General features: G+C 72.6%; 19 protein-coding genes. 14 read left to right on the top strand and 5 right to left on the bottom strand.

Annotated features, from left to right (window positions below):
* Nucleotides 1-192: 192 nt before the first annotated feature.
* Both KBY47_RS06955 and KBY47_RS06950 read right to left on the bottom strand, forming a co-directional pair.
* Nucleotides 193-1,752, bottom strand: a complete 1,560-nt coding sequence (locus tag KBY47_RS06955) for an arabinogalactan endo-1,4-beta-galactosidase (protein WP_210920059.1) — start codon at nucleotides 1,750-1,752, stop codon at nucleotides 193-195.
* 103 nt (nucleotides 1,753-1,855) lie between these two features.
* On the bottom strand, nucleotides 1,856-3,874 hold the full coding sequence (locus KBY47_RS06950) for a beta-galactosidase (protein ID WP_210920058.1): 2,019 nt from the start codon (nucleotides 3,872-3,874) through the stop codon (nucleotides 1,856-1,858).
* Nucleotides 3,875-4,058: 184 nt separating this feature from the next.
* Between KBY47_RS06950 and KBY47_RS06945 the strand changes: the two genes are divergently transcribed.
* The 6 genes from KBY47_RS06945 (at nucleotide 4,059) to KBY47_RS06920 (ending at nucleotide 9,165) form a co-directional block, all read left to right on the top strand.
* A complete protein-coding gene (locus KBY47_RS06945) occupies nucleotides 4,059-5,375 on the top strand; it encodes an ABC transporter substrate-binding protein (RefSeq protein WP_210920057.1) in 1,317 nt (438 codons plus the stop codon).
* On the top strand, nucleotides 5,372-6,298 hold the full coding sequence (locus tag KBY47_RS06940; RefSeq protein WP_210920056.1) for a carbohydrate ABC transporter permease: 927 nt from the start codon (nucleotides 5,372-5,374) through the stop codon (nucleotides 6,296-6,298). Before KBY47_RS06945 ends, KBY47_RS06940 begins: the two co-directional genes overlap by 4 nt.
* On the top strand, nucleotides 6,295-7,200 hold the full coding sequence (locus KBY47_RS06935; protein WP_210920055.1) for a carbohydrate ABC transporter permease: 906 nt from the start codon (nucleotides 6,295-6,297) through the stop codon (nucleotides 7,198-7,200). The genes KBY47_RS06940 and KBY47_RS06935 overlap by 4 nt, the downstream gene beginning before the upstream one ends.
* The gene (locus tag KBY47_RS06930) at nucleotides 7,197-8,231 is read left to right on the top strand and encodes a LacI family DNA-binding transcriptional regulator (RefSeq protein ID WP_210920054.1); all 1,035 of its coding nucleotides are present in this window, start codon (nucleotides 7,197-7,199) and stop codon (nucleotides 8,229-8,231) included. Before KBY47_RS06935 ends, KBY47_RS06930 begins: the two co-directional genes overlap by 4 nt.
* A 118-nt stretch (nucleotides 8,232-8,349) precedes the next feature.
* A complete protein-coding gene (locus tag KBY47_RS06925; protein WP_210920053.1) occupies nucleotides 8,350-8,709 on the top strand; it encodes a VOC family protein in 360 nt (119 codons plus the stop codon).
* 66 nt (nucleotides 8,710-8,775) lie between these two features.
* Entirely contained in the window at nucleotides 8,776-9,165 is a 390-nt protein-coding gene (locus KBY47_RS06920) for a MarR family winged helix-turn-helix transcriptional regulator (RefSeq protein WP_210920052.1), read from the top strand.
* A gap of 7 nt (nucleotides 9,166-9,172) precedes the next feature.
* Here KBY47_RS06920 and KBY47_RS06915 read toward each other — a convergent pair whose 3' ends face one another.
* Nucleotides 9,173-9,574: an SseB family protein gene (locus KBY47_RS06915; protein WP_210920051.1), complete on the bottom strand. Its 402-nt coding sequence runs from the start codon at nucleotides 9,572-9,574 to the stop codon at nucleotides 9,173-9,175.
* A gap of 176 nt (nucleotides 9,575-9,750) precedes the next feature.
* On the opposite strand from KBY47_RS06915, the gene KBY47_RS06910 reads away from it, so the two are divergent.
* Together KBY47_RS06910 and KBY47_RS06905 are read left to right on the top strand one after the other, a co-directional pair.
* The gene (locus tag KBY47_RS06910; protein ID WP_210920050.1) at nucleotides 9,751-10,071 is read left to right on the top strand and encodes a DUF2795 domain-containing protein; all 321 of its coding nucleotides are present in this window, start codon (nucleotides 9,751-9,753) and stop codon (nucleotides 10,069-10,071) included.
* Between the two features lie 194 nt (nucleotides 10,072-10,265).
* Complete coding sequence (locus KBY47_RS06905; RefSeq protein WP_210920049.1) at nucleotides 10,266-10,961, top strand: type 1 glutamine amidotransferase domain-containing protein; 696 nt, start codon at nucleotides 10,266-10,268, stop codon at nucleotides 10,959-10,961.
* Nucleotides 10,962-10,989: 28 nt separating this feature from the next.
* On the opposite strand, the gene KBY47_RS06900 is transcribed toward KBY47_RS06905, so the two are convergent.
* Both KBY47_RS06900 and KBY47_RS06895 read right to left on the bottom strand, forming a co-directional pair.
* Nucleotides 10,990-12,087, bottom strand: a complete 1,098-nt coding sequence (locus tag KBY47_RS06900; protein ID WP_308405069.1) for a serine/threonine-protein kinase — start codon at nucleotides 12,085-12,087, stop codon at nucleotides 10,990-10,992.
* 272 nt (nucleotides 12,088-12,359) lie between these two features.
* Nucleotides 12,360-13,232 carry a trypsin-like serine protease gene (locus KBY47_RS06895; protein WP_210920048.1) on the bottom strand — a complete coding sequence of 291 codons (873 nt, stop codon included), beginning with the start codon at nucleotides 13,230-13,232 and terminating at the stop codon, nucleotides 12,360-12,362.
* A 160-nt stretch (nucleotides 13,233-13,392) separates the two neighbouring features.
* On the opposite strand from KBY47_RS06895, the gene KBY47_RS06890 reads away from it, so the two are divergent.
* From KBY47_RS06890 to KBY47_RS06865, 6 genes are read left to right on the top strand one after another with little or no spacing between them, the layout of a single operon-like run.
* The gene (locus tag KBY47_RS06890; protein WP_210920047.1) at nucleotides 13,393-13,743 is read left to right on the top strand and encodes an NADH-quinone oxidoreductase subunit A; all 351 of its coding nucleotides are present in this window, start codon (nucleotides 13,393-13,395) and stop codon (nucleotides 13,741-13,743) included.
* Entirely contained in the window at nucleotides 13,734-14,870 is a 1,137-nt protein-coding gene (locus KBY47_RS06885; RefSeq protein WP_210920046.1) for a hypothetical protein, read from the top strand. Before KBY47_RS06890 ends, KBY47_RS06885 begins: the two co-directional genes overlap by 10 nt.
* Complete coding sequence (locus tag KBY47_RS06880; protein WP_210920045.1) at nucleotides 14,863-15,813, top strand: NADH-quinone oxidoreductase subunit H; 951 nt, start codon at nucleotides 14,863-14,865, stop codon at nucleotides 15,811-15,813. The genes KBY47_RS06885 and KBY47_RS06880 overlap by 8 nt, the downstream gene beginning before the upstream one ends.
* A 19-nt stretch (nucleotides 15,814-15,832) precedes the next feature.
* A complete protein-coding gene (locus KBY47_RS06875; protein ID WP_210920044.1) occupies nucleotides 15,833-16,396 on the top strand; it encodes an NADH-quinone oxidoreductase subunit J in 564 nt (187 codons plus the stop codon).
* Nucleotides 16,393-16,698, top strand: coding sequence for an NADH-quinone oxidoreductase subunit K (locus KBY47_RS06870; protein WP_210920043.1), 306 nt, complete (start codon nucleotides 16,393-16,395; stop codon nucleotides 16,696-16,698). Before KBY47_RS06875 ends, KBY47_RS06870 begins: the two co-directional genes overlap by 4 nt.
* Before the next feature lie 7 nt (nucleotides 16,699-16,705).
* Nucleotides 16,706-18,643 carry a proton-conducting transporter membrane subunit gene (locus KBY47_RS06865; RefSeq protein ID WP_210920042.1) on the top strand — a complete coding sequence of 646 codons (1,938 nt, stop codon included), beginning with the start codon at nucleotides 16,706-16,708 and terminating at the stop codon, nucleotides 18,641-18,643.
* Nucleotides 18,644-18,647 lie beyond the last annotated feature (4 nt).

Genomic DNA, 18,647 nt, shown 5'->3' with positions numbered 1-18,647 from the left:
CCTCTCACCGGCTTCCCACTGTGGCGGCGGGCAGCCTCCGCGTCCCCGGACTCGGCGGTCCTTGTCCGGGACCGGACGGCGGATTGACGCGGGGGCGCCCGTCGTGGGGGTGCGGCGGGCCGGACGGGCGGCGAGGGTCCGGCCGCGCGGCGGTTGTCGTGCCGCGCGGCCGGACCCGTGCCCCGGGGGTGATCAGCGGTGGCGGAACCAGGCCATCGCCGGGAGGGCCCGGTCGTCGTAGCCGAACAGGGCCTGGTTCTCCCAGCCGTTGCCGGAGGCGGGGTCGGCCGGGTCCCAGCCGTTGCCGCCGACGGCGGTCCAGGTGGCCTCCCAGTAGAAGACGCCGAGGCCGAGGCCGTTGGGGACGGCCTCCACGATGCTGGCGATGTCGTTCATCCAGCGGGTCTGCCCGGACGTGGTGGCGGGGTAGCCGGGGACCAGTTCACCGCTGAGGTCGATGATGTTCTCGTGCGCGTCCTCGCTGTCGAGCCGGAAGGGGTAGGCCGTCTCGGCGACGAAGACCGGCTTGCCGTAGCGGGTGGCCGTGTCGTCCAGGGTGGTCTGGAAGTCGTACAGGGTGCCGTGCCAGTAGCCGTAGTACGACAGCCCGATCACGTCGAACCTCACGCCGTGGGCGAGCGCGTTGTCGAACCACCAGCGGGTGCCGTCGAGGTCGCCGCCCTCGGCGAGGTGCAGGGCGACGGTGGTGGACGGGTCGACCGCCTTGACGGCGTCGTGGCCGGAGTTGAGCAGACCGGCGAGCTGGGGCCAGTTGCTGGTGGATCCCTCGTTCCACAGCATGCCGCCGTTGATCTCGTTGCCGACCTGGACCATGTCGGCGGTGGTGCCCTGGGCCTTCAACGCGCTCAACACGTCGTGGGTGTGGTGGTACACGTCCGTCTTGAGTTGACCGTACGAATGGCCCGTCCAGGCGGCCGGTTTTGTCTGGTGGCCCGGGTCGGCCCAGGTGTCCGAGTAGTGGAAGTCGACCAGGAGCCTCATGCCCTGTGCCTTGATCCGCTTGGCCATGGCGAGCACGCGGGCCTTGTCGTTGTAGCCGTCGGCGGGGTTCACCCAGACCTTCAGACGGGCGTAGTTCATGCCGTTCGACCGGAGGATGGCCAGGGCGTCGCCCGTGGCGCCGGTGGCGTTGCGGTAGACGCCGCCCTTGGCCTCGCTCTTGGCGAGGGAGGAGATGTCGGCGCCCTTGATCGCGGTACTTGACGAACCGGATGTGAAGGTCAGGTCGTCAACGTTGATCCAGTTGCCCGCGTTCGCGTCACTGTTGATGCTGATGGTGCACTGGTTGCCGGTGACATTGACCGGCACGACGATACGGATCCACCCCGTCGAGGAGACCGGCAGATCCGTGCGCTGCTCCGCCCCGCCGCAGTTCTTCAACGCTATGTAAGCGGCGTTCTGACCGCCGCCGGAACGGACCCACGCGGTCAGCTTGTAGCTGCCGTTGGCCAGCCCGGACAGGTACTGGTAGGTCTCCACCTTGTACGCGGACGACGACCAGTGGCTGAGCCGGTACCCGCCGCTGCGGCCACCTGCCTCGGTGTAGGAGGCCGCCGTCGAGCCGTACTCGGACCAGCCGCCGGGTACGGCGGCGCCCGCGCCGTCCGCCTCGAAGCCGCCGTTGGTGAGGGTGCTGGCGGCCTGGGCGCTCTGGGCGGGCAGGGCGGTGAGGGCGAGCCCGGCCGTGAGGGGCAGCAGCAGGGCCTTGAGTGTGCGTCTGGGATGGAACATCGTCGTCCGTCGTCCCTTCGACGTGGTGGGGGTTGAAGCCCTTCGCGAGGGCGGCCCCTCCGCCCGCGGCTCGTCCGGCTCGCACGGGCGGAGGGGAGTCGGCTCAGCCGTCGAGTCGCACGACCCGTACGGCTCCCGCCGGGACCGCGAGGCGGCCCGCGGCGCGTTCACCGGTCAGCAGCTCGGTGCCGGGTCCGTCGAGCGGCACCTTGGCGTCGGTGGCGGTGTGGTTGAGGGCGAACAGGTAGCTGCCGCGCTCGCCGGTGCGGCGGACGACCTCGACGTCGCGCGGCACACCGGCGCGCGGGGCGATGCGGGCGTCCTGTCCGGCGAGCGCCAGCACGGCGTCGAGGCCCTCGGTGCCGAGCCGGGTGGAGACGTACCAGGCGGTGCCGTCGCCGAGGCGGTGCCGGGTGACGGCGGGGCGGCCCGCGGTCAGCCCGTCGGCGTACGTCCACACGGTCTCGGCGCCGCGCGGCACCACGAACTCCGTCCACACGTCGGCGTCCAGCTCGCCCTCCGGGCCGGTGAGCCGTACCCGCTCGCCCGCCAGCAGCGGCGAGAACTCCTCGACGGTGAGTCCGAGGACGTCCCGCAGCGCGCCCGGGCAGGCGCCCTCGTGCACGGCGTCGTGCTCGTCGACGATGCCGGAGAAGTACGACACCACCAGCGTGCCGCCGCCCTCGACGTACCGCTTCAGGTTGGCTCCGGCCGCCTCCGTCATCAGGTACAGGGCGGGCACGACGACAAGGGGATAGGCCGACAAGTCGGCTTCCGGGTGGGCGAAGTCGACGGTGAGGTGACGGTCGTAGAGCGCCTCGTAGAAGGTGTCGGCGCGTTCGCGGGCGTCGTGATCCTCGCTGGGCCGCCAGTCGAGGGACTGCGCCCACCAGGAGTGCCAGTCCCACAGGACGGCCGCGTCGGCGACGGTGCGGGTGCCGCGGATGACGTCCAGCGATTCCAGGGCGGCGCCGAGTTCGACGACCTCGCGCCACACCCGGGTGTCGGTGCCGCCGTGCGGGACCATCGCCGAGTGGAACTTCTCGGCACCGCGCCGGGACTGCCGCCACTGGAAGAACATGGCGCCCTCGGAGCCGCGCGCCACGTGGGCGAGGGAGTTGCGGGCCATCTGGCCGGGTGCCTTGGCCGGGTTGCGGGGCTGCCAGTTGACGCCGGAGGTGGAGTGTTCGAGCAGCAGCCACGGGGCGCCGCCGGCGACGGAGCGGGTGAGGTCGGCGGCCATCGCGAGGTTGACGTGGGTGCGGCGGCCGTCAGTGATCAGGTAGTGGTCGTTGGTGACGAGGTCGACCTCGCGGCCCCAGGCCCAGTAGTCGATGGAGTCGCACTGGCTGAGGGCGGTCATGAAGTTGGTGGTGACCGGGACGCCCGGGGAGAGCCGGTGCAGGATGTCCCGTTCCGTACGGAAGTTCTCGCGGATGGTGGCGTCGGCGAAGCGCCGGTAGTCCAGCGCCTGGGCGGGGTTGCCTACGGTCGGGGTGAGGCGCGGTGGGTTGATCTGCTCAACGGTTGAGTAGCGCTGTCCCCAGAAAGCGGTTCCCCATGCCTCGTTGACCGCGTCGACGGTGCCGTACACGGTGGTCAGCCAGCGGCGGAAGTGGGCGGCGCAGGACTCGCAGTAGCAGGCGGAGACGGGGACGCCGTACTCGTTGTGGACGTGCCACATCGCCAGCGCCGGGTGGTCGCCGTAGCGCTCGGCGAGCTTGGTGGTGATGTTTGCGGCGGCGGCGCGGTAGTCGGCGTTGCTGTGGCAGATGGCGCCGCGCGAGCCGAACGCGTAGCGGGTGCCGTCGGCGGTGACGGGCAGGGCGTCGGGGTGGGCGTCGTAGAACCAGGCGGGCGGTACGACGGTGGGGGTGCCGAGGTCGACGCGGACGCCGTTCTCGTGCAGCAGGTCCAGGACGCGGTCCAGCCAGCCGAAGTCGTACCGCCCGGGCTCGGGTTCCAGCAGCGCCCAGGAGAAGATCCCGACGCTCACCATGGAGACCCCGGCCTCCCGCATCAGCCGGACGTCCTCCTGCCAGACGCTTTCCGGCCACTGCTCGGGGTTGTAGTCCCCACCGAAGGCGAGCCTCGTGAGGCCCTTGGGCGTGGTCTCCGGCATGGATCTCTCCCGGTCAATCGATCATTTGGGAACGTGCACACACAGCGGATGCGGTGCGATGCCAACATAACCGCACAGCAACAACCATTGACAAGTGTCCGGGATGTTTCTCTACTGTGAACGCTCACAGACAGCATGGCAGGCCCCCGCAGCAGGCGAGGGCCCCAGGTCAGGGGAGAAATCCATGCCCAACACGATGCGCCGTCGCCTCGTGACGATGTCCGTCGCCGTCGCCCTCGGCGCCACCGCCCTCACCGCCTGCGGCTCGTCCGACGACGGGGACGCCCAGTCCGGGCCCGTCTCGCTGACGTACTGGACCTGGACGCCCGGGATGGACAAGGTCGTCGACCTGTGGAACGAGGGGCCGGGCAAGGAGCAGCAGATCACCGTCACGGTGAAGAAGCAGGCCTCCGGCGACACCCTCGTCACCAAGATCCTCACCGCGCACAAGGCGGGCAAGGCACCCGACCTGGTCCAGGCCGAGTACCAGGCCCTGCCGACGCTGGTCAGCAATGACGCCCTGGCCGACATATCCGACAAGGTCGGTGACGCCCAGGACAAGTTCGCCGAGGGCGTCTGGCAGCAGACCACGCTGGGCACGGACGCGGTCTACGCGGTGCCGCAGGACATCGGGCCGATGATGTTCTACTACCGCGAGGACCTGTTCGAGGAGTACGGCCTGAAGGTCCCGCACACCTGGGACGAGTTCGCCGAGACCGCCCGCGCGCTGAAGAAGAAGGCCCCCGACAAGGACCTGACCACCTTCTCCGCCAACGACTCCGGCCTCTTCGCGGGCCTCGCCCAGCAGGCGGGCGCCCGGTGGTGGACCACCGAGGGCGAGCAGTGGAAGGTCGGCATCAACGACGCGGCGACGAAGAAGGTCGCCGAGTTCTGGGGCGGCCTGGTGAAGGAGGGCGCCATCGACAACCAGCCGATGTACACCCCGGCCTGGAACAAGGCGCTGAACACGGGCCGGCAGATCGCCTGGGTGAGCGCGGTCTGGGCGCCGGGCACCCTGACCACCGCCGCGCCGGACACCAAGGGCAAGTGGGCCATGGCCCCGCTCCCCCAGTGGACCGACAGCGAGAACGTCACCGGCAGCTGGGGCGGCTCCTCCACGGCGGTGACCACCGACTCGAAGAACCAGGACGCCGCCGCAAAGTTCGCCGCCTGGCTGAACACCGACGGGGACGCCCTCAACGCGCTGGCCAAGGAGAGCGGCATCTACCCGGCCTCCTCCGCCGCCCAGCTCAGCGGCGCCTTCACCACGCCGCCGGAGTACTTCTCCAACCAGGCCGACTTCTACACCGAGGCCGCCGAGATCGCGAAGACCACCGCGCCCTCGGCCTGGGGCCCGAACGTGAACGTCGCCTACACCACCTTCAAGGACGCCTTCGGCGCCGCCGCCAAGAACAAGTCGGACTTCACCGCCGCCCTGGACACCATGCAGGAGGACACGGTCGCCGACATGAAGAAGCAGGGCTTCGAGGTCGCGGAGTGAGAACCACAGCAGGCCGGAGGTCGTACGGGGTCAAGGCGGCCCCGTACGGTTTCCTGCTCCCCGCGACCGTCCTGTTCCTCCTCTTCTTCGCCCTGCCCATCGGCTACGCGGTCTGGCTCAGCTTCCGCAAGGTGAAGGTGTCCGGGCTGGGGCTGGGCTCCGGGGCGCGCACCGAAGTCTGGGCGGGGTTCCAGAACTACACCGACGCCCTCGGCGACAGCGAACTGCTCGCCGGTGCGCTGCGCGTGCTCGGCTACGGCTGCATCGTCGTCCCCGTCATGCTGGGCCTCGCCCTGCTGTTCGCGCTGATGCTGGACTCCGACCGGGTCCGCCTCGCCCGCTTCACCCGGCTGGCGATCTTCCTGCCGTACGCCATCCCCGGGGTGGTGGCGGCGCTGCTGTGGGGCTTCCTCTATCTGCCGGACGTCAGCCCGTTCTACTTCGTGCTGGACAGGCTGGGTCTGCCGCAGCCGGACCTGCTGGACGGCGGGCCGCTCTATCTGGCCCTGTCGAACATCGCCGTCTGGGGCGGCACCGGCTTCAACATGATCGTCATCTACACCTCGCTCCAGGCGATCCCGGCCGAGGTCTACGAGGCGGCGAAGCTGGACGGTGCCACGCCGTTGCAGATCGCGCTGCGGATCAAGATCCCGATGGTGGCGCCCTCGCTGGTGCTGACGTTCTTCTTCTCGATCATCGCGACGCTCCAGGTGTTCAGCGAACCGACCACCCTCAAACCGCTCACCAACTCCGTCTCCACCACCTGGAGTCCGCTGATGAAGGTGTACCAGGACGCCTTCGGCAAGGGCGACATCTACGCGGCCGCCGCCCAGGCGACGCTGATCGCGCTGGTCACTCTGGCCCTGTCGTTCGGGTTCCTGCGCGCCGCGAACCGCCACACCCGGCAGGAGGCAGGCCGATGAGTTCCGTCGCCGTCCGCAAGGCCGCCCCGGCGGCGGGCACCACCCCGGGCACCGCCCAGGGGCCGCCGCCGCGCCGCCGTGTCGCGCTGGTCCCGACGGTCGCGCTGCTGCTGGGCGCCGTCTACTGTCTGCTGCCCGTCGCCTGGGTGGTGATCGCGTCCACCAAGTCCGGCAGCGAACTGTTCTCCACCTTCACCTTCCTGCCGGGCAGCGGCTTCACCGAGAACCTCACGGACCTCAACGCCTACCGCGACGGCGTGTACTGGCAGTGGATGGGCAACTCCGCCCTCTACGCGGGCCTCGGCGCGCTGCTGTCGACGGCCGTGTCGTCGGTCAGCGGCTACGCGCTGGCGACCTACCGGTTCCGCGGCCGGGAGTCGATGTTCAACGTGCTGCTGGCGGGCGTGCTGATGCCGCCGGTGATCCTCGCCATCCCGCAGTACCTGCTGCTGGCGAAGGCGGACCTCACGGACTCCTACCTGTCCGTGCTGCTGCCGCAGATCCTGTCGCCGTACGGCGTCTACCTGTCGCGGATCTACGCCGCCGCGGCCGTGCCCGCCGACGTGGTGGAGGCCGGGCGGATGGACGGGGCGGGCGAGTGGCGGATCTTCACCCGGGTCGCGCTGCCGATGATGGTCCCGGGTCTGGTGACGGTGTTCCTGTTCCAGTTCGTGGCGATCTGGAACAACTTCCTGCTGCCGTACATCATGCTCAGCGACGACGAGAAGTTCCCGATCACGCTCGGTCTGCACACCCTGCTCGAGCAAGGTTCCAACACACCCGCGCTGTACACGCTGGTGATCACCGGCGCGTTCCTCGCGGTGCTGCCGCTGGTCGCGCTCTTCCTGGTCGTGCAACGGTTCTGGAGCCTGGATCTGCTCTCCGGGGCCGTAAAGTCATGACCATGAGCAACACCACGGGGGGTCGGCGCAGACCGCCGACGATTCACGACGTGGCGCGCGAGGCGGGGGTCTCGCGCGGCACCGTCTCACGGGTCCTCAACGGCGGTCACTACGTCAGCCCGGCCGCGCAGGAGGCGGTCAACGCGGCGATCCGCAGGACGGGTTACGTCGTCAACCGGCACGCCCGCTCGCTGATCACCGGGCGCAGCGACTCGGTCGGCTTCCTGCTCACCGAACCGCAGGAGCGGTTCTTCGAGGACCCCAACTTCAACGTGCTGCTGCGCGGCTGCACCCAGGCACTGGCCGCGCACGACATCGCGCTGCTGCTGATGCTGGCGGGCACCGAGGACGAACGGCGGCGCATCGCCCGGTACATCACCGCCGGACACGTCGACGGGGTGCTGCTGGTCTCCAGCCACTCCGGCGACCCGGTGGCGCAGGAACTGCGCGAGGCGGGCGTACCGCTGGTGGCGTGCGGCAAGCCGATCGGGCTCGGCTCCAAGGTCAGCTATGTCGCCGCCGACGACCGGGACGGCGCCCGGGACATGGTGCGGCACCTGCTGTCGCTGGGGCGACGGCGGATCGGCGTGGTCACCGGTCCGCTGGACACCCCCGGCGGGGTGGAGCGCCTCGCCGGTTACCGGGAGGTGCTCGCCGAGGCGGGCATCGCGACCGACGAGCGGCTCGTGGTCTCCGGCGACTACAGCCGGGCCAGCGGTGAGGCGGGCGCCGAGCGGCTGCTCGCCCAGGCCCCGGACGTCGACGCGGTGTTCGTCGCCTCCGACCTGATGGCACAGGGCGTGCTGGCCGCGCTCCAGCGGGCCGGGCGGCGGGTGCCCGAGGACGTCGCGGTCGGCGGCTTCGACGACTCGCCCGCCGCGGTCTCCGTCAGCCCGGAGCTGACGACCATCCGGCAACCGTGGGACCGCATCAGCGCCGAGATGGTCCGGGTGCTGCTCGCCCAGATGGGCGGCGAGGCCCCGGCGGCGGTGATCCTGCCGACGGAGCTGGTGGTGCGGGAGTCGACCTGACCGGTCGGGCAACCGGTCAGGATTCGAGAAGCGGCCCCCGCTCCCCCGGCCTAGCGTGAGGTCACCGGCGCGATTCGGGCGCCGGACAGCTCTCACAGCTCGTACGGAGGAGTACGTCATGACCGAGGCCGCGAACACGATCATCTACCCCGTCAAGGACCTGGACCGGGCGAAGGCGCTGTTCGGCGCGCTGCTCGGGGTGGAGCCGTATGCGGACGAGTCCTACTACGTGGGGTACCGGGTCGGCGGGCAGGACGTCGGGCTCGACCCCAACGGGCACGCCAAGGGCATGACCGGGCCGGTCCCCTACTGGCCGGTGGCCGACATCAGGGAGAGCCTCGCGGCGCTGCTGGCGGCCGGGGCGGAGCCCGTGCACGATGTGCAGGACGTCGGCGGCGGCAAGCTGATCGCCTTCGTGAAGGACGCGGACGGCAACCTGGTGGGGCTGACCCAGGACCCGCCCGGGGCGTCCGCCTGAGCCACGGCCGCCACCCGCACTAGTTGCACACTCAACGATTGGCGGGATCGGTGTTACCGTGCGTGTATGGCAGTGAAGACGGCCGACGCGGGCCTCGTGGAACGGTGGCGGGAGATCCTCGGCGTGCACGCGCGCACCGTGGCCGAGATCGACCGGGCCCTGCATCCGTACGGCATCGGCGCGAGCGACTTCGAGGTGCTCGACGTGCTCACCACGGAGGCCCTCGACGAGGACACCCAGTGCCGGGTGCAGAACCTGGTCGGACGGGTGCACCTCAGTCAGAGCGCGCTGTCCCGCCTCATCGGCCGCCTGGAGAAGGACGGCCTGGTGGAACGCTCGGTCTGCACCGACGACCGCCGCGGCGTATGGGTGCGCCCGACCGACAAGGGCCGCGCGCTGCACGCCGAGGTGCTGCCGGTGCAGCGGGCGGTGCTCAGGCGGATGCTCGGCGAGTGACCACCGGCTACGGCCTGGCCAGCAGGTTGCGCACACCCTCGGAGGTAAGCGTCAGACCGTGGTCGGAGCTGGCGTCGATGGTGAGCGACAGCTCGTCGGACGGCCACTGCGAGGCGAGGGCGCCCAGCGGCACCATGCGGTAGCGGGAGACGAACGGCAGCAGGTCGGCCATCTCCGGCTCCGAGGTGAACACCGGCACCACCGGTTCGCCGCCGGGTTGCTCGAGGACCGGCAGCGCCACGGCCGCCGGATCGGTGGCGACGTCGTCGGCGACGTCGTCGGGCACCGGCACCAGTACGTCGCTGCTCGCGAGCGTGTCCAGCGCCGCCTGGTCCTCGGTGTTGACGACCAGCGCGTCCAGCGCCTGCCTGGCCGGTGTGGCGTGCGGGTCGTTCGCGGGTGTGTCCATGGCGCAATTCCCTGATAGTGGGGTCGTACGGCCCCGCCCGGGCATGATCGCCACCCGGTGCGGTGACCCGACGCGTACCCGTTCGGGCGCCGGGCAATCCTGCCCCGCCACGGTGAGTGGCGGGGCGCTCGTGGTTACCCGGGAGACAGTGACCCGAGCTACAGGAGGTGGCACTCATGGACCGCACGACGAGTGCCCAGGACGTGGTGAAGGCCGTCAGGGACGCCGACTTCCCGGCGGGCAAGGACGAGCTGGTCGACGCGGCGAAGCGGGCGGGTGCCTCGCACGACGTGGTCGCGGCGCTGCGTGGCATGCCGCGTGAGTCGTACGCCAACCGGGAGGAGGTCGCCCGCTCGGTGCGCGTGGCCCCGGACTCCGACCTGGGTCTGAGCGAGGCGCAGCGGGCGGAGCAGGCCCGCAAGGGCGGCAGGCCCGGTCAGTCGCAGCACCTGCGGGAGGTGCCGAAACCGCCGGTGCAGGACGAGCTGGAGCCCTGAGGCGGGCACCGGAGCGGCCTCGCGGTGAGCCCCGGACCCATTGGGATTCCGATGGCAGCCATTGGCTTCCCCATTGGTTACGTATGGATCGCCGGGCCTACGGTCGATCACGTCACCGCGCCGACGGTCCGGCTCCGGAGCGTCGGCGACCGCAGTCCCGGCCGGGAGGCCGGGCACGCTCCGGGAGAGGCCCGATGTCCAAGATCCTTTTCGTGTTGACCGGCGCCGACCACTGGACCCTCGCCGACGGCACCACGCACCCGACCGGCTTCTGGGCCGAGGAGGCCGTCGCCCCCTACGAGGCGTTCCGGGCCGCCGGTCATGAGATCGTCGTCGCCACCCCCGGCGGCGTCGTCCCCACCGTCGACCGGGCCAGCCTCGCCGCCGAGGTCAACGGCGGCCGGGAGAACGCCGACCGGATCGCGGCCGCCCTCGCCGCGATGACCGAGCTGGAGCACCCGGTGAAGCTGGCGGAGGTCGACCTCGACGACTACGCCGCCGTCTTCTACCCGGGCGGCCACGGCCCGATGGAGGACCTCGCCGTCGACGAGGTGTCGGGCCGCCTGCTGATCGACGCGCTGGCCTCGGGCAAGCCGCTGGGTGTGGTCTGCCACGGCCCGGCGGCGCTGCTGGCCGCGGAGCGCGCGGAGGGCGGCAACGCCTTCGCGGGCTACCGGGTGGCCGCCTTCACCAATGCCGAGGAGACCATGGGCGGGCTCGCCGACCGGGCGAAGTGGCTGCTGGAGACGCGGCTGCGGGACGCTGGCGTCGAGGTGGCGGCCGGTGCGCCGTGGGTGCCGAACGTGGTCGTCGACCGCTGTCTGGTCACCGGCCAGAACCCGGCGTCCTCCGCGCCGCTCGCCGCGGAACTGCTGAAGAAGCTGGGCTGAGCAGAAGCAGGGCTGAGCGGAGGGCTGGTCACCCCTTGCCCTTCCCGCCGCGCTCGGCGCCTCCGCCGTGGCCGCCGCCGGGTTCCGGTACGGACGTGGACTGCCGGTCGGCGGGGGCCGGGGCCGACGGGGCGCCGCCGCCCGGGGACGAGGTGAGACCGGCGCCCAGCCCGAGCGCCCCTGCGAGCACCGCGGCCCCGGTCAGGGCGGCGACGCCCTTCACCGGACGCGCGGGGCGGGCCTTCGCCACCGGCAGTACCGCGGTCGGGGCCAGGGGTGTCTGCCGGTGCGGCACGACCGTTTCCGGCGCGGGATCGTCGTAGCGCCCGGCGGCGAGCCAGAGTGCCGCCTCCTCCGCCGTCGGGCGCTGCTCCGGGTCCTTGGCCAGCAGCCGAAGGACGTAGTCGGCCAGCGGGCCGGTGAGCGCGGGCCGCAGGGCACGGGGCGGGGTGGGGGCGGCGTCCACGTGCTGCTGGACCACCGCCAGGGAGGTGCCGACGAACGGCGGGCGCCCGGTGAGGAGTTCGTAGAGCACACAGCCGAGCGCGTACACGTCCGAGGACGGCCTGCCGCAGCGGCCCACGGCGCGTTCGGGGGCCAGATAGGCCGCGGAGCCGATGATCTTGCCGGTGGCGGTCAGGGAGCGGGCGGCGGTGTCGGTGAAGCGGGCGATCCCGAAGTCGGTGATCTTCGCGGTGCGGTCGGCGGTGAGCATCACGTTGCCGGGCTTGATGTCGCGGTGCACGACCCGGTGCCGGTGGGCCGCCGCGAGTCCCGCGGCCATCTGCGCGGCGATGTCGGCGGCCTCCTCGGGGGCGAACACCGTGTGCCGGTCGCGCTCCTCGGCGAGGCTGCGCCCGTCGACGAGTTCCATGACGAGGTACGGGCGGCCGTCGTGGGCGCCGAAGTCGTAGACGCGCACCAGGTTGGGATGGCTCACCCGGGCGGCCGTCTGGGCCTCGAGACAGAAGCGTTCGGCGTCCGCGGCATCCGTCGTGACACCGCCGGCGGCCAGCAGTTTCACGGCGACCGGCCGTCCCATGACCTGATCGGTGCCGCGCCACACCTCGCCCATCGCGCCGCGTCCCAGGGGCTCGCCCAACCGGTACCGCTCCGCCACGAGCACGCGCCACCCACCTCGTTCCTGAAGCCATCACACCGACGCCCCGGAGCGCGCGGGGTGGGCAGACGACGGGGGAAGTTGTCCCCTGCCCACCCCGGGCGCGAGGACCCGCCGGGAGGGAGGAGGCGGGTCCCGTCGGGCCGTGGTCACGACCCACCCGGTACAGCGCACCGTTCCCTACGGGTGTCACACCCGCACCCCGGCAAACACCGGCCGTGGTCCGGCGGCCTTCGGGAAGGCGCCCACCGGACCACGGCGGTCACGGCGACGGCGGTCTACGGCAGCTGTGTGAACGGCGCCAGGAACGCGCGGGCGCCAGGGGTGTCCAGGCGGTACGTCACATTCGTGGCGTAGCACGGGGAGTCGCCGGTGATCGTGGTGGCCGCGAGGACGGTACGGCCGTCCAGCACCGCGAAGTTCGGGCCGCCCGAATCGCCGTAGCAGGCGCCGCCGTTGCCCTGCGGGGCGGTCATCGCCAGGCGTACCCAGGCGTTGTTGAGGGCGTCGAAGGTGACGGGCGCCTTCATCCGGACGCCGCCGCCGGGGTGGGTGTGCCCGCCGGGGCCACGGGCGGCCTCCTGGGTGCCGTAGCCCGCGACGAACCAGTCGGTGGAGTTCAGCCCGCGCGGGCCGAGCGCGCCCAGCTGGCCCGCGGTCGGCAGGGCGGCCGGGGTGAAGTCCCAGCGGGACCCGACCTCGGCGGCGGGCAGTTCGACCACCGAGATGTCACGGGTGTCGGAGGCGGGTCCCGGGTAGCCGGGGTGGCTGTGCGCGGTGCCCCGCACGGCGACCGCCCTGGCCTGGGCGGCCGGGTCGCCCGGGTAGCGCTGGGCGGCGGCGTCGAGTCCGGCCTGCACGTCCTGGTCCAGGGATACGTAGAACCTGACGTTCTCCGGCCAGTCGGTGGTGCAGTGGGCGGCGGTGAGGAAGGTGTCCGCGTCGATCATGGTGCCGGAGCAGACCCAGTCGACCCGGTCCGGGGTGGTGGGGTCGGCGTCGTTGTCCCACGTGGCGACGAGCGCGCCGACCTCGGTGCGTTCCGGGGCGGGCGTCGCGTTGTAGGAGTTGACGGCCGAGGACGGCAGTGCGGTGGTGAGCACGGCCGCGACTGCCGCCGCGGTGACGGCGGTGGCGCGTATGGCTGACAAAAGAACTGACCCTTCTGCTGGTGGAGCGGGAGTTCTCCTGTGGGAGGTGGGCCAAGTGAAGCGCCTGACGCGATCTTCGGCAAGGGGCGGGCCGGGCGTCGGCGGCGGTCGCCGGGCGCGTCTGCCGCTCGTCGGCCCGGCGGGGGCGCACCATGGACGGATGAGTGGATGGCAGCCGGTGGCGGCCCTCCTGGGCGTGGTCGTGGGGGGTGTCGCGGTCCTGTACGCGTGGGGCGCCTGGCTCTCGGAGGCGGGAAGACCCCTGCGGACGGGGCCGTTCAGCGGCGGCGGGGCCCCGCGTGAGCACGCGTTCTCCCGGTTCCATGTGCGCTGGTACCCCGTCACCATGGTCTTCCTGGCCTTCGACATGGAGATGCTCTTCATGTACCCGTGGGTCAGGGTGGTGTCCGAGGTCGGGACGAGCGCCGTCGTGGAGATGTTCCTGTTCCTCGGCATCCTGTTCGCGGGGGTGCTCTACGCCTGGCGTGAGGGTGCGTTCCGATGGGTGTGAGGGACGTGCTGCGGCGTACGGCGCTGGCTCGTCCGGCCGTCCTGCTGGTGCCGCTGCCCGGGGCGACCGCCGTCCGGCTGGCGGCCGAGGCCGAACTGCGGCGGCGCGGCTGGCCGCGGGCCCTGAGCCCCGCCGCCGCCGATCTGCTGGTCGTCGCGGGCGACGCCCGCGGCACCGGAGGCGATCCGCTCGACGCGGTGTGGCGGCAGCTGTCCTGGCCAAGGGCGCGTGTCGACCTGCCCGGCACGGACGGCCTGGCGCACCGGCTGGACACGGCCGCCGCCCGGCTGACGTCCTCTCAGGTGCCCGAGGACGACGATCCCGACGACCACGGCCTGCCGATGGCCGACCGCGCCGACGACCGCGACGGGCTGCGTCTGGACCGCCTCCATGTGCCGTTCGGGCCCGCCCTCCCCGACTGGCCGTGCGGCCTGGTGCTGCGGACGGCGCTGCAAGGCGATGTGGTGCAGGACGTGGAGGTCGACCGTCTCCCCGTGCCCGCCGGGTCCGGCTCGTACTGGAACGGGCCGTGGCTGCGGGCCGCACGGGGCGCCGAGGTCACCCGGGGTGAGGCGGAACGCCGTCGGTGCGCGGCGCACCTGGACAGTCTGGGCCGGTTCCTCGCGGTGGCCGGTTGGCGGGATGCCGCGGCCCGTGCGCGACGGCTGCGGGACACGGCTCCGGCGGACGGATCGCACCGGGCGGAAGTGCTGCGGCTGGTGCGCCGGGTGTCCCGGTCCCGCACCCTGCGCTGGCTGACCGCCGGGGTCGGTCCGCTCCCCGCCGCACGCGCCCGGCACCTGGGGGTCTCGGGTCCGGCGCTGGCGGCGGGCGGCGACGTACCCGACCGGGTAGGCGACGTACACGACCGGGTGCGGGTGTGGCTCGACGAGGTGGCGCGGGCGGTGGCCGCGTTCGAGGACCGGACGCCGCTCACCGCCGCCGACACGGACGGGCCCCGGGGCCGGGTGGACGGGCCCCGTCCGCCTTCCGCCGCGCTGCTCGACGCCCTGCCCGAGCTGCTGCGGGGCGCCGAGTTCGGGGCGGCGCGGCTGATCGTCGCCAGCCTCGATCCCGACGTCGACGAACTGGCCGCCGTACCGGCCCGGGAGGTTCCGTATGGCTGACCCGGCGCCCCTGTGGCCCGTGTTCGTGCTGCCGCCGCTGCTGGTGGGGGCGGCGCTGGTGGCCGCCGGTCTGGACGCCGTGCTGCACGCCTCGGCCGCCCGGGGACGGACCGCCTCACCCCGGCAACTGCTCGGCCGGGCCATGGCGCCGCCCCGGGAGGCGCTGCGGCTGCTGGTGCGACAGCCCCGCCGCACGGCCGCCGCCGACACGGCGCTCACCCGGGTCGGTGTCGTCCTCGTCCCGGTCGCGGCCATGATGGCGGCGGTCGTCCTGCCCCTCGGATTCACCTCGGTCAGCGATCTCGGTGTCGGCGTCGTGTGGTTCAACGCGATGGAGGCGCTGGCCTGGGCGGCGGTGTGGCTGACGGGCTGGGGGCCGAACTCGGTGCTGTCGCTGGTCGGCGGGTACCGCTTCCTCGCCCAGGGGCTCGCCTACGAGCTGCCGCACATGCTCGCCATCACCACGGCCGCGCTGGGCGCCGAGTCGCTGCGGGTGGGGGAAGTCGTCGACGCCCAGCGGGGGCTGTGGTTCGCGGTGTGGATGCCGGTGGCGTTCGTGGTCTATCTGGCGAGCGCGCTGGCCATGTCGTTCTGGGGTCCCTTCGACCAGCCGGCCGGACGCGACCTCGCGGGCGGGGCGGCGGCCGAGCTGTCGGGCGTGGACCGGCTGGTGCTGCTGGGCGGGCGGTGGGTGCTGCTGGTGGTGACGGCCGCGTTCAGCGTGCCGCTGTTCCTCGGTGGCGGGCACGGTCCGCTGCTGCCCGGCTGGCTGTGGACGCTGGTCAAGACGGCGGCGGTGCTGGGGCTGTTGGTGGTGGGGCGGCGGTCGCTGCCCTCGCTGCGCATGGACCGGTATCTGGAGGCGGCCTGGTTGGTACTCGTCCCCGCCGTACTGCTGCAAGCACTCGTCGTCGCCGTCGTCGTACTGCGGCAGGGCGCCTGAGAACCGGAGGCAGCTTCACATGCTCACGGACGTGGTCTTCTGGGTGCTGGCGGTGGTCGCCGTCGGCGCCGCCGTGCAGGTGTTCCGCTTCGACTCCATGGCGCGCGCCACCTACGCCCTGCTGACCGCGCTGCTCTGCGCGGGCGGTGAGGTGCTGCTGCTGGGGCTGGACTACCTGGGGGTCGTGATCGTGCTGATGATGACGATCGAAATGGCCCTGATGGCGGTCTTCATGGTGATGTTCATGATGAACCCGGCCGGTCTGATGCCGATGGCCATGGTCCACAACACCAGGGGCGCGGCCGTGATCTCGGTGGCCGTGTTCGCCGCGCTGGCCTCCGGCATCCTCCTCACCGACTGGCCGCGGCGGCGCGGCGGGCCGCCCGCGGATCCCACCGAGGCGCTCGGCATGTCGCTGATGGGTCCTCAGATGCTCACCATGATGACCTTGGGCATGGCCCTGTTCGCCACCATCGTCGGCACCGTCGTGCTCGCCACCCGCCGTGGCCGCTACGACCGGTTCGGCGACGGTCTCACCGCCCGCCGGGCCGACGACGCCACCCGGGGAGGGGTCGGGCGATGATCCTGGAGACGGTTCTGCTGCTGGCCGCCGCCCTGTTCTGCGTCGGTCTGTTCGGCGCCCTGACCCAGCAGTCGGTCGTGATGCTGATGATGGGCCTGGAGCTGATGCTGGGCGGGCTGATCGTCGGGGCCGCCGCGGTGTGGCACCACCTCTCCCCCGCCGCGACGGACGGGCAGGTGCTGATCGTCGTCCTGGTCACCGTCATGGCGGTCGAGATGGCGGTCGGGTTCGCCGTGGTGACGGCGCTGTTCCGGGCGCGTGAGGTCGACATGACCGACATGGCGGCGGAGCTGCGGGAGTGAGCGGCCGGTGAGCGTGGTGCTGTGGACGCTGATCGCCCTGCCCTCGGTGGCGGGCGTGCTGCTCGCCCTCGCCGGTCGGCCCGCCGACCGCGTGGCCCCGGCCGTCGCCGTCACCGTGGCCGCCGCCGGTCTCGCCCTCGCCTGTGCCGCCGCCGTCGGCCGGCCGGCCGTCGAGGCCCCGCTGCTCGCCGGGCTGCCGCTGGGGCTGCGGGTCGACGGGCTCTCGGCGCTGCTCGTGGTCACCGTCGCCGCGGTCAGCCTCGCCGTGCTGGCCTTCGCCGTCTGGGACATCGGTCCCGGTGAGTCCCGCGGCCGGTTCTTCGGGCTGATGCTGCTGTTCTCCGGTGCGATGCTCGCGACGGTCACCGCCGCCGACCTGGTGACGCTGCTGATGGCGTGGGAGGTCATGGGCGCGCTGTCGTGGGCGCTGATCGGCTACTGGTGGCCGGACGCCGACCGGGTGCGGGCGGCGAACACGGCGTTCCTGACGACGAGGACCGCGGACCTCGGCCTGTATCTGGCCGCCGGTGCCGCGCTGGCGGCCGGGCGGCCCGGGTCGCTCGCGCTGGACCGGCTCGACGAGGCCGCCGACCCGTGGCTGTCCCTGATCACCGCGGGCGTGGTGGTGGCGGCGCTGGGCAAGTCCGCGCAACTTCCCTTCTCGTTCTGGCTGTCCCGGGCGATGAGCGGCCCGAGCCCCGTCTCGGCGCTGCTGCACTCCGCGACGATGGTGGTGGCCGGGGCGTATCTGCTGCTGCGGCTGGAACCGCTGCTCACCGCCTCCGGCTGGGGCGGCCCGGCCGTCGCCTGGACCGGCGCCGCGACCGCGGTCCTGCTCGGTCTGGTCGCCGTGGCGCAGCGCGACCTCAAGCAGCTGCTCGCGGCGTCCAGTTGCGCCCAGATCGGCTTCATGGTGCTGGCCGCCGGGGCCCACGCCACCGCGGGGGGCGCGCTCCAGCTGATGGCGCACGCCGCAGCCAAGAGCCTCGCCTTCCTCGCCGCGGGTGCCTGGCTGGCCCTGCTCGGCACGAAGGCGCTGCCCGCGCTGCGGGGTGCGGCGCGACGGCACCGTACGGCGGGGGTCACGTTCACGGTCGCCGCGCTGACGCTGGCCGGTGTGCCGCCGCTGTCGCTGTGGGCGGCCAAGGACGTACTGCTCGCCGCCGCCCTGGAGGAGAGCCCCTGGCTGTACGCGGCGGGGCTGGCGGCGGCGGTGGTGTCGGCGGCGTACGCCGTGAAGGCACTGTGGTTCGTGTGGCGGCCGGACGAGGGGCCCGCCGGGGACCGGGGCGGCCCAACGCCTCTGGCCGCCGTACCGCTCGCCGGACTCGCGGTGGCGTGCGCCGCGCTGACCGTGCCCGCGTTCCCGCCGGTGCGGGACGCTCTGGTCCGCATGGTCGGGTACGGCGCCGGGACAGCCCCGCACACCTGGGAGCTGCTCGCCTCCGCCGCGCTGGCCGTGGCCGCGTCCGGTGCCGCGTGGATGTGGGGCGCGCGGACGGTGCCGGTGCCGCACGCGCGTGTGCGGGGGTGGTTGCGGGACTGGCTGAGCCTGGAGGAGCTCGCCCGGGCCGTCGTCGTACGGCCGGTCCTCGGGCTCGCGCGGGCGCTGGCCGCGTTCGACGACCGGGTGCTGGACCGGGGGGCGGAGGCGGCGGCGCGCGGTGTGCTCCGGCTGGCCCGGGGAACCGACCGGCATGTGGAGCGAGGGCTCCTCGACGCGGGTGTGGACGGCGCCGCGCACGGTGTGGTGCGGCTGGCCGCGCGCACCGACCGGCATGTAGAACAAGGGCTCGCCGACGCGGCAGTGGAAGGGATCGCGTCCGCCGCCCGAGGGCTCGGCCGCTGGGCGCGGCGCCCGCAGACCGGGCAGTTGCACCAGTACCTCGCCCAGGCCGTCGCGGCCCTCACCGTGCTCGCCGTCGTCCTCGTCCTCGTGAGGTGACCGC

The organism is Streptomyces sp. B93, from assembly GCF_018070565.1.
In the GTDB taxonomy this organism is placed as follows: domain Bacteria; phylum Actinomycetota; class Actinomycetes; order Streptomycetales; family Streptomycetaceae; genus Streptomyces.
The sequence above is the reverse complement of the archived record's forward strand: the minus strand, read 5'-3'. Positions and strand labels throughout refer to the sequence as shown.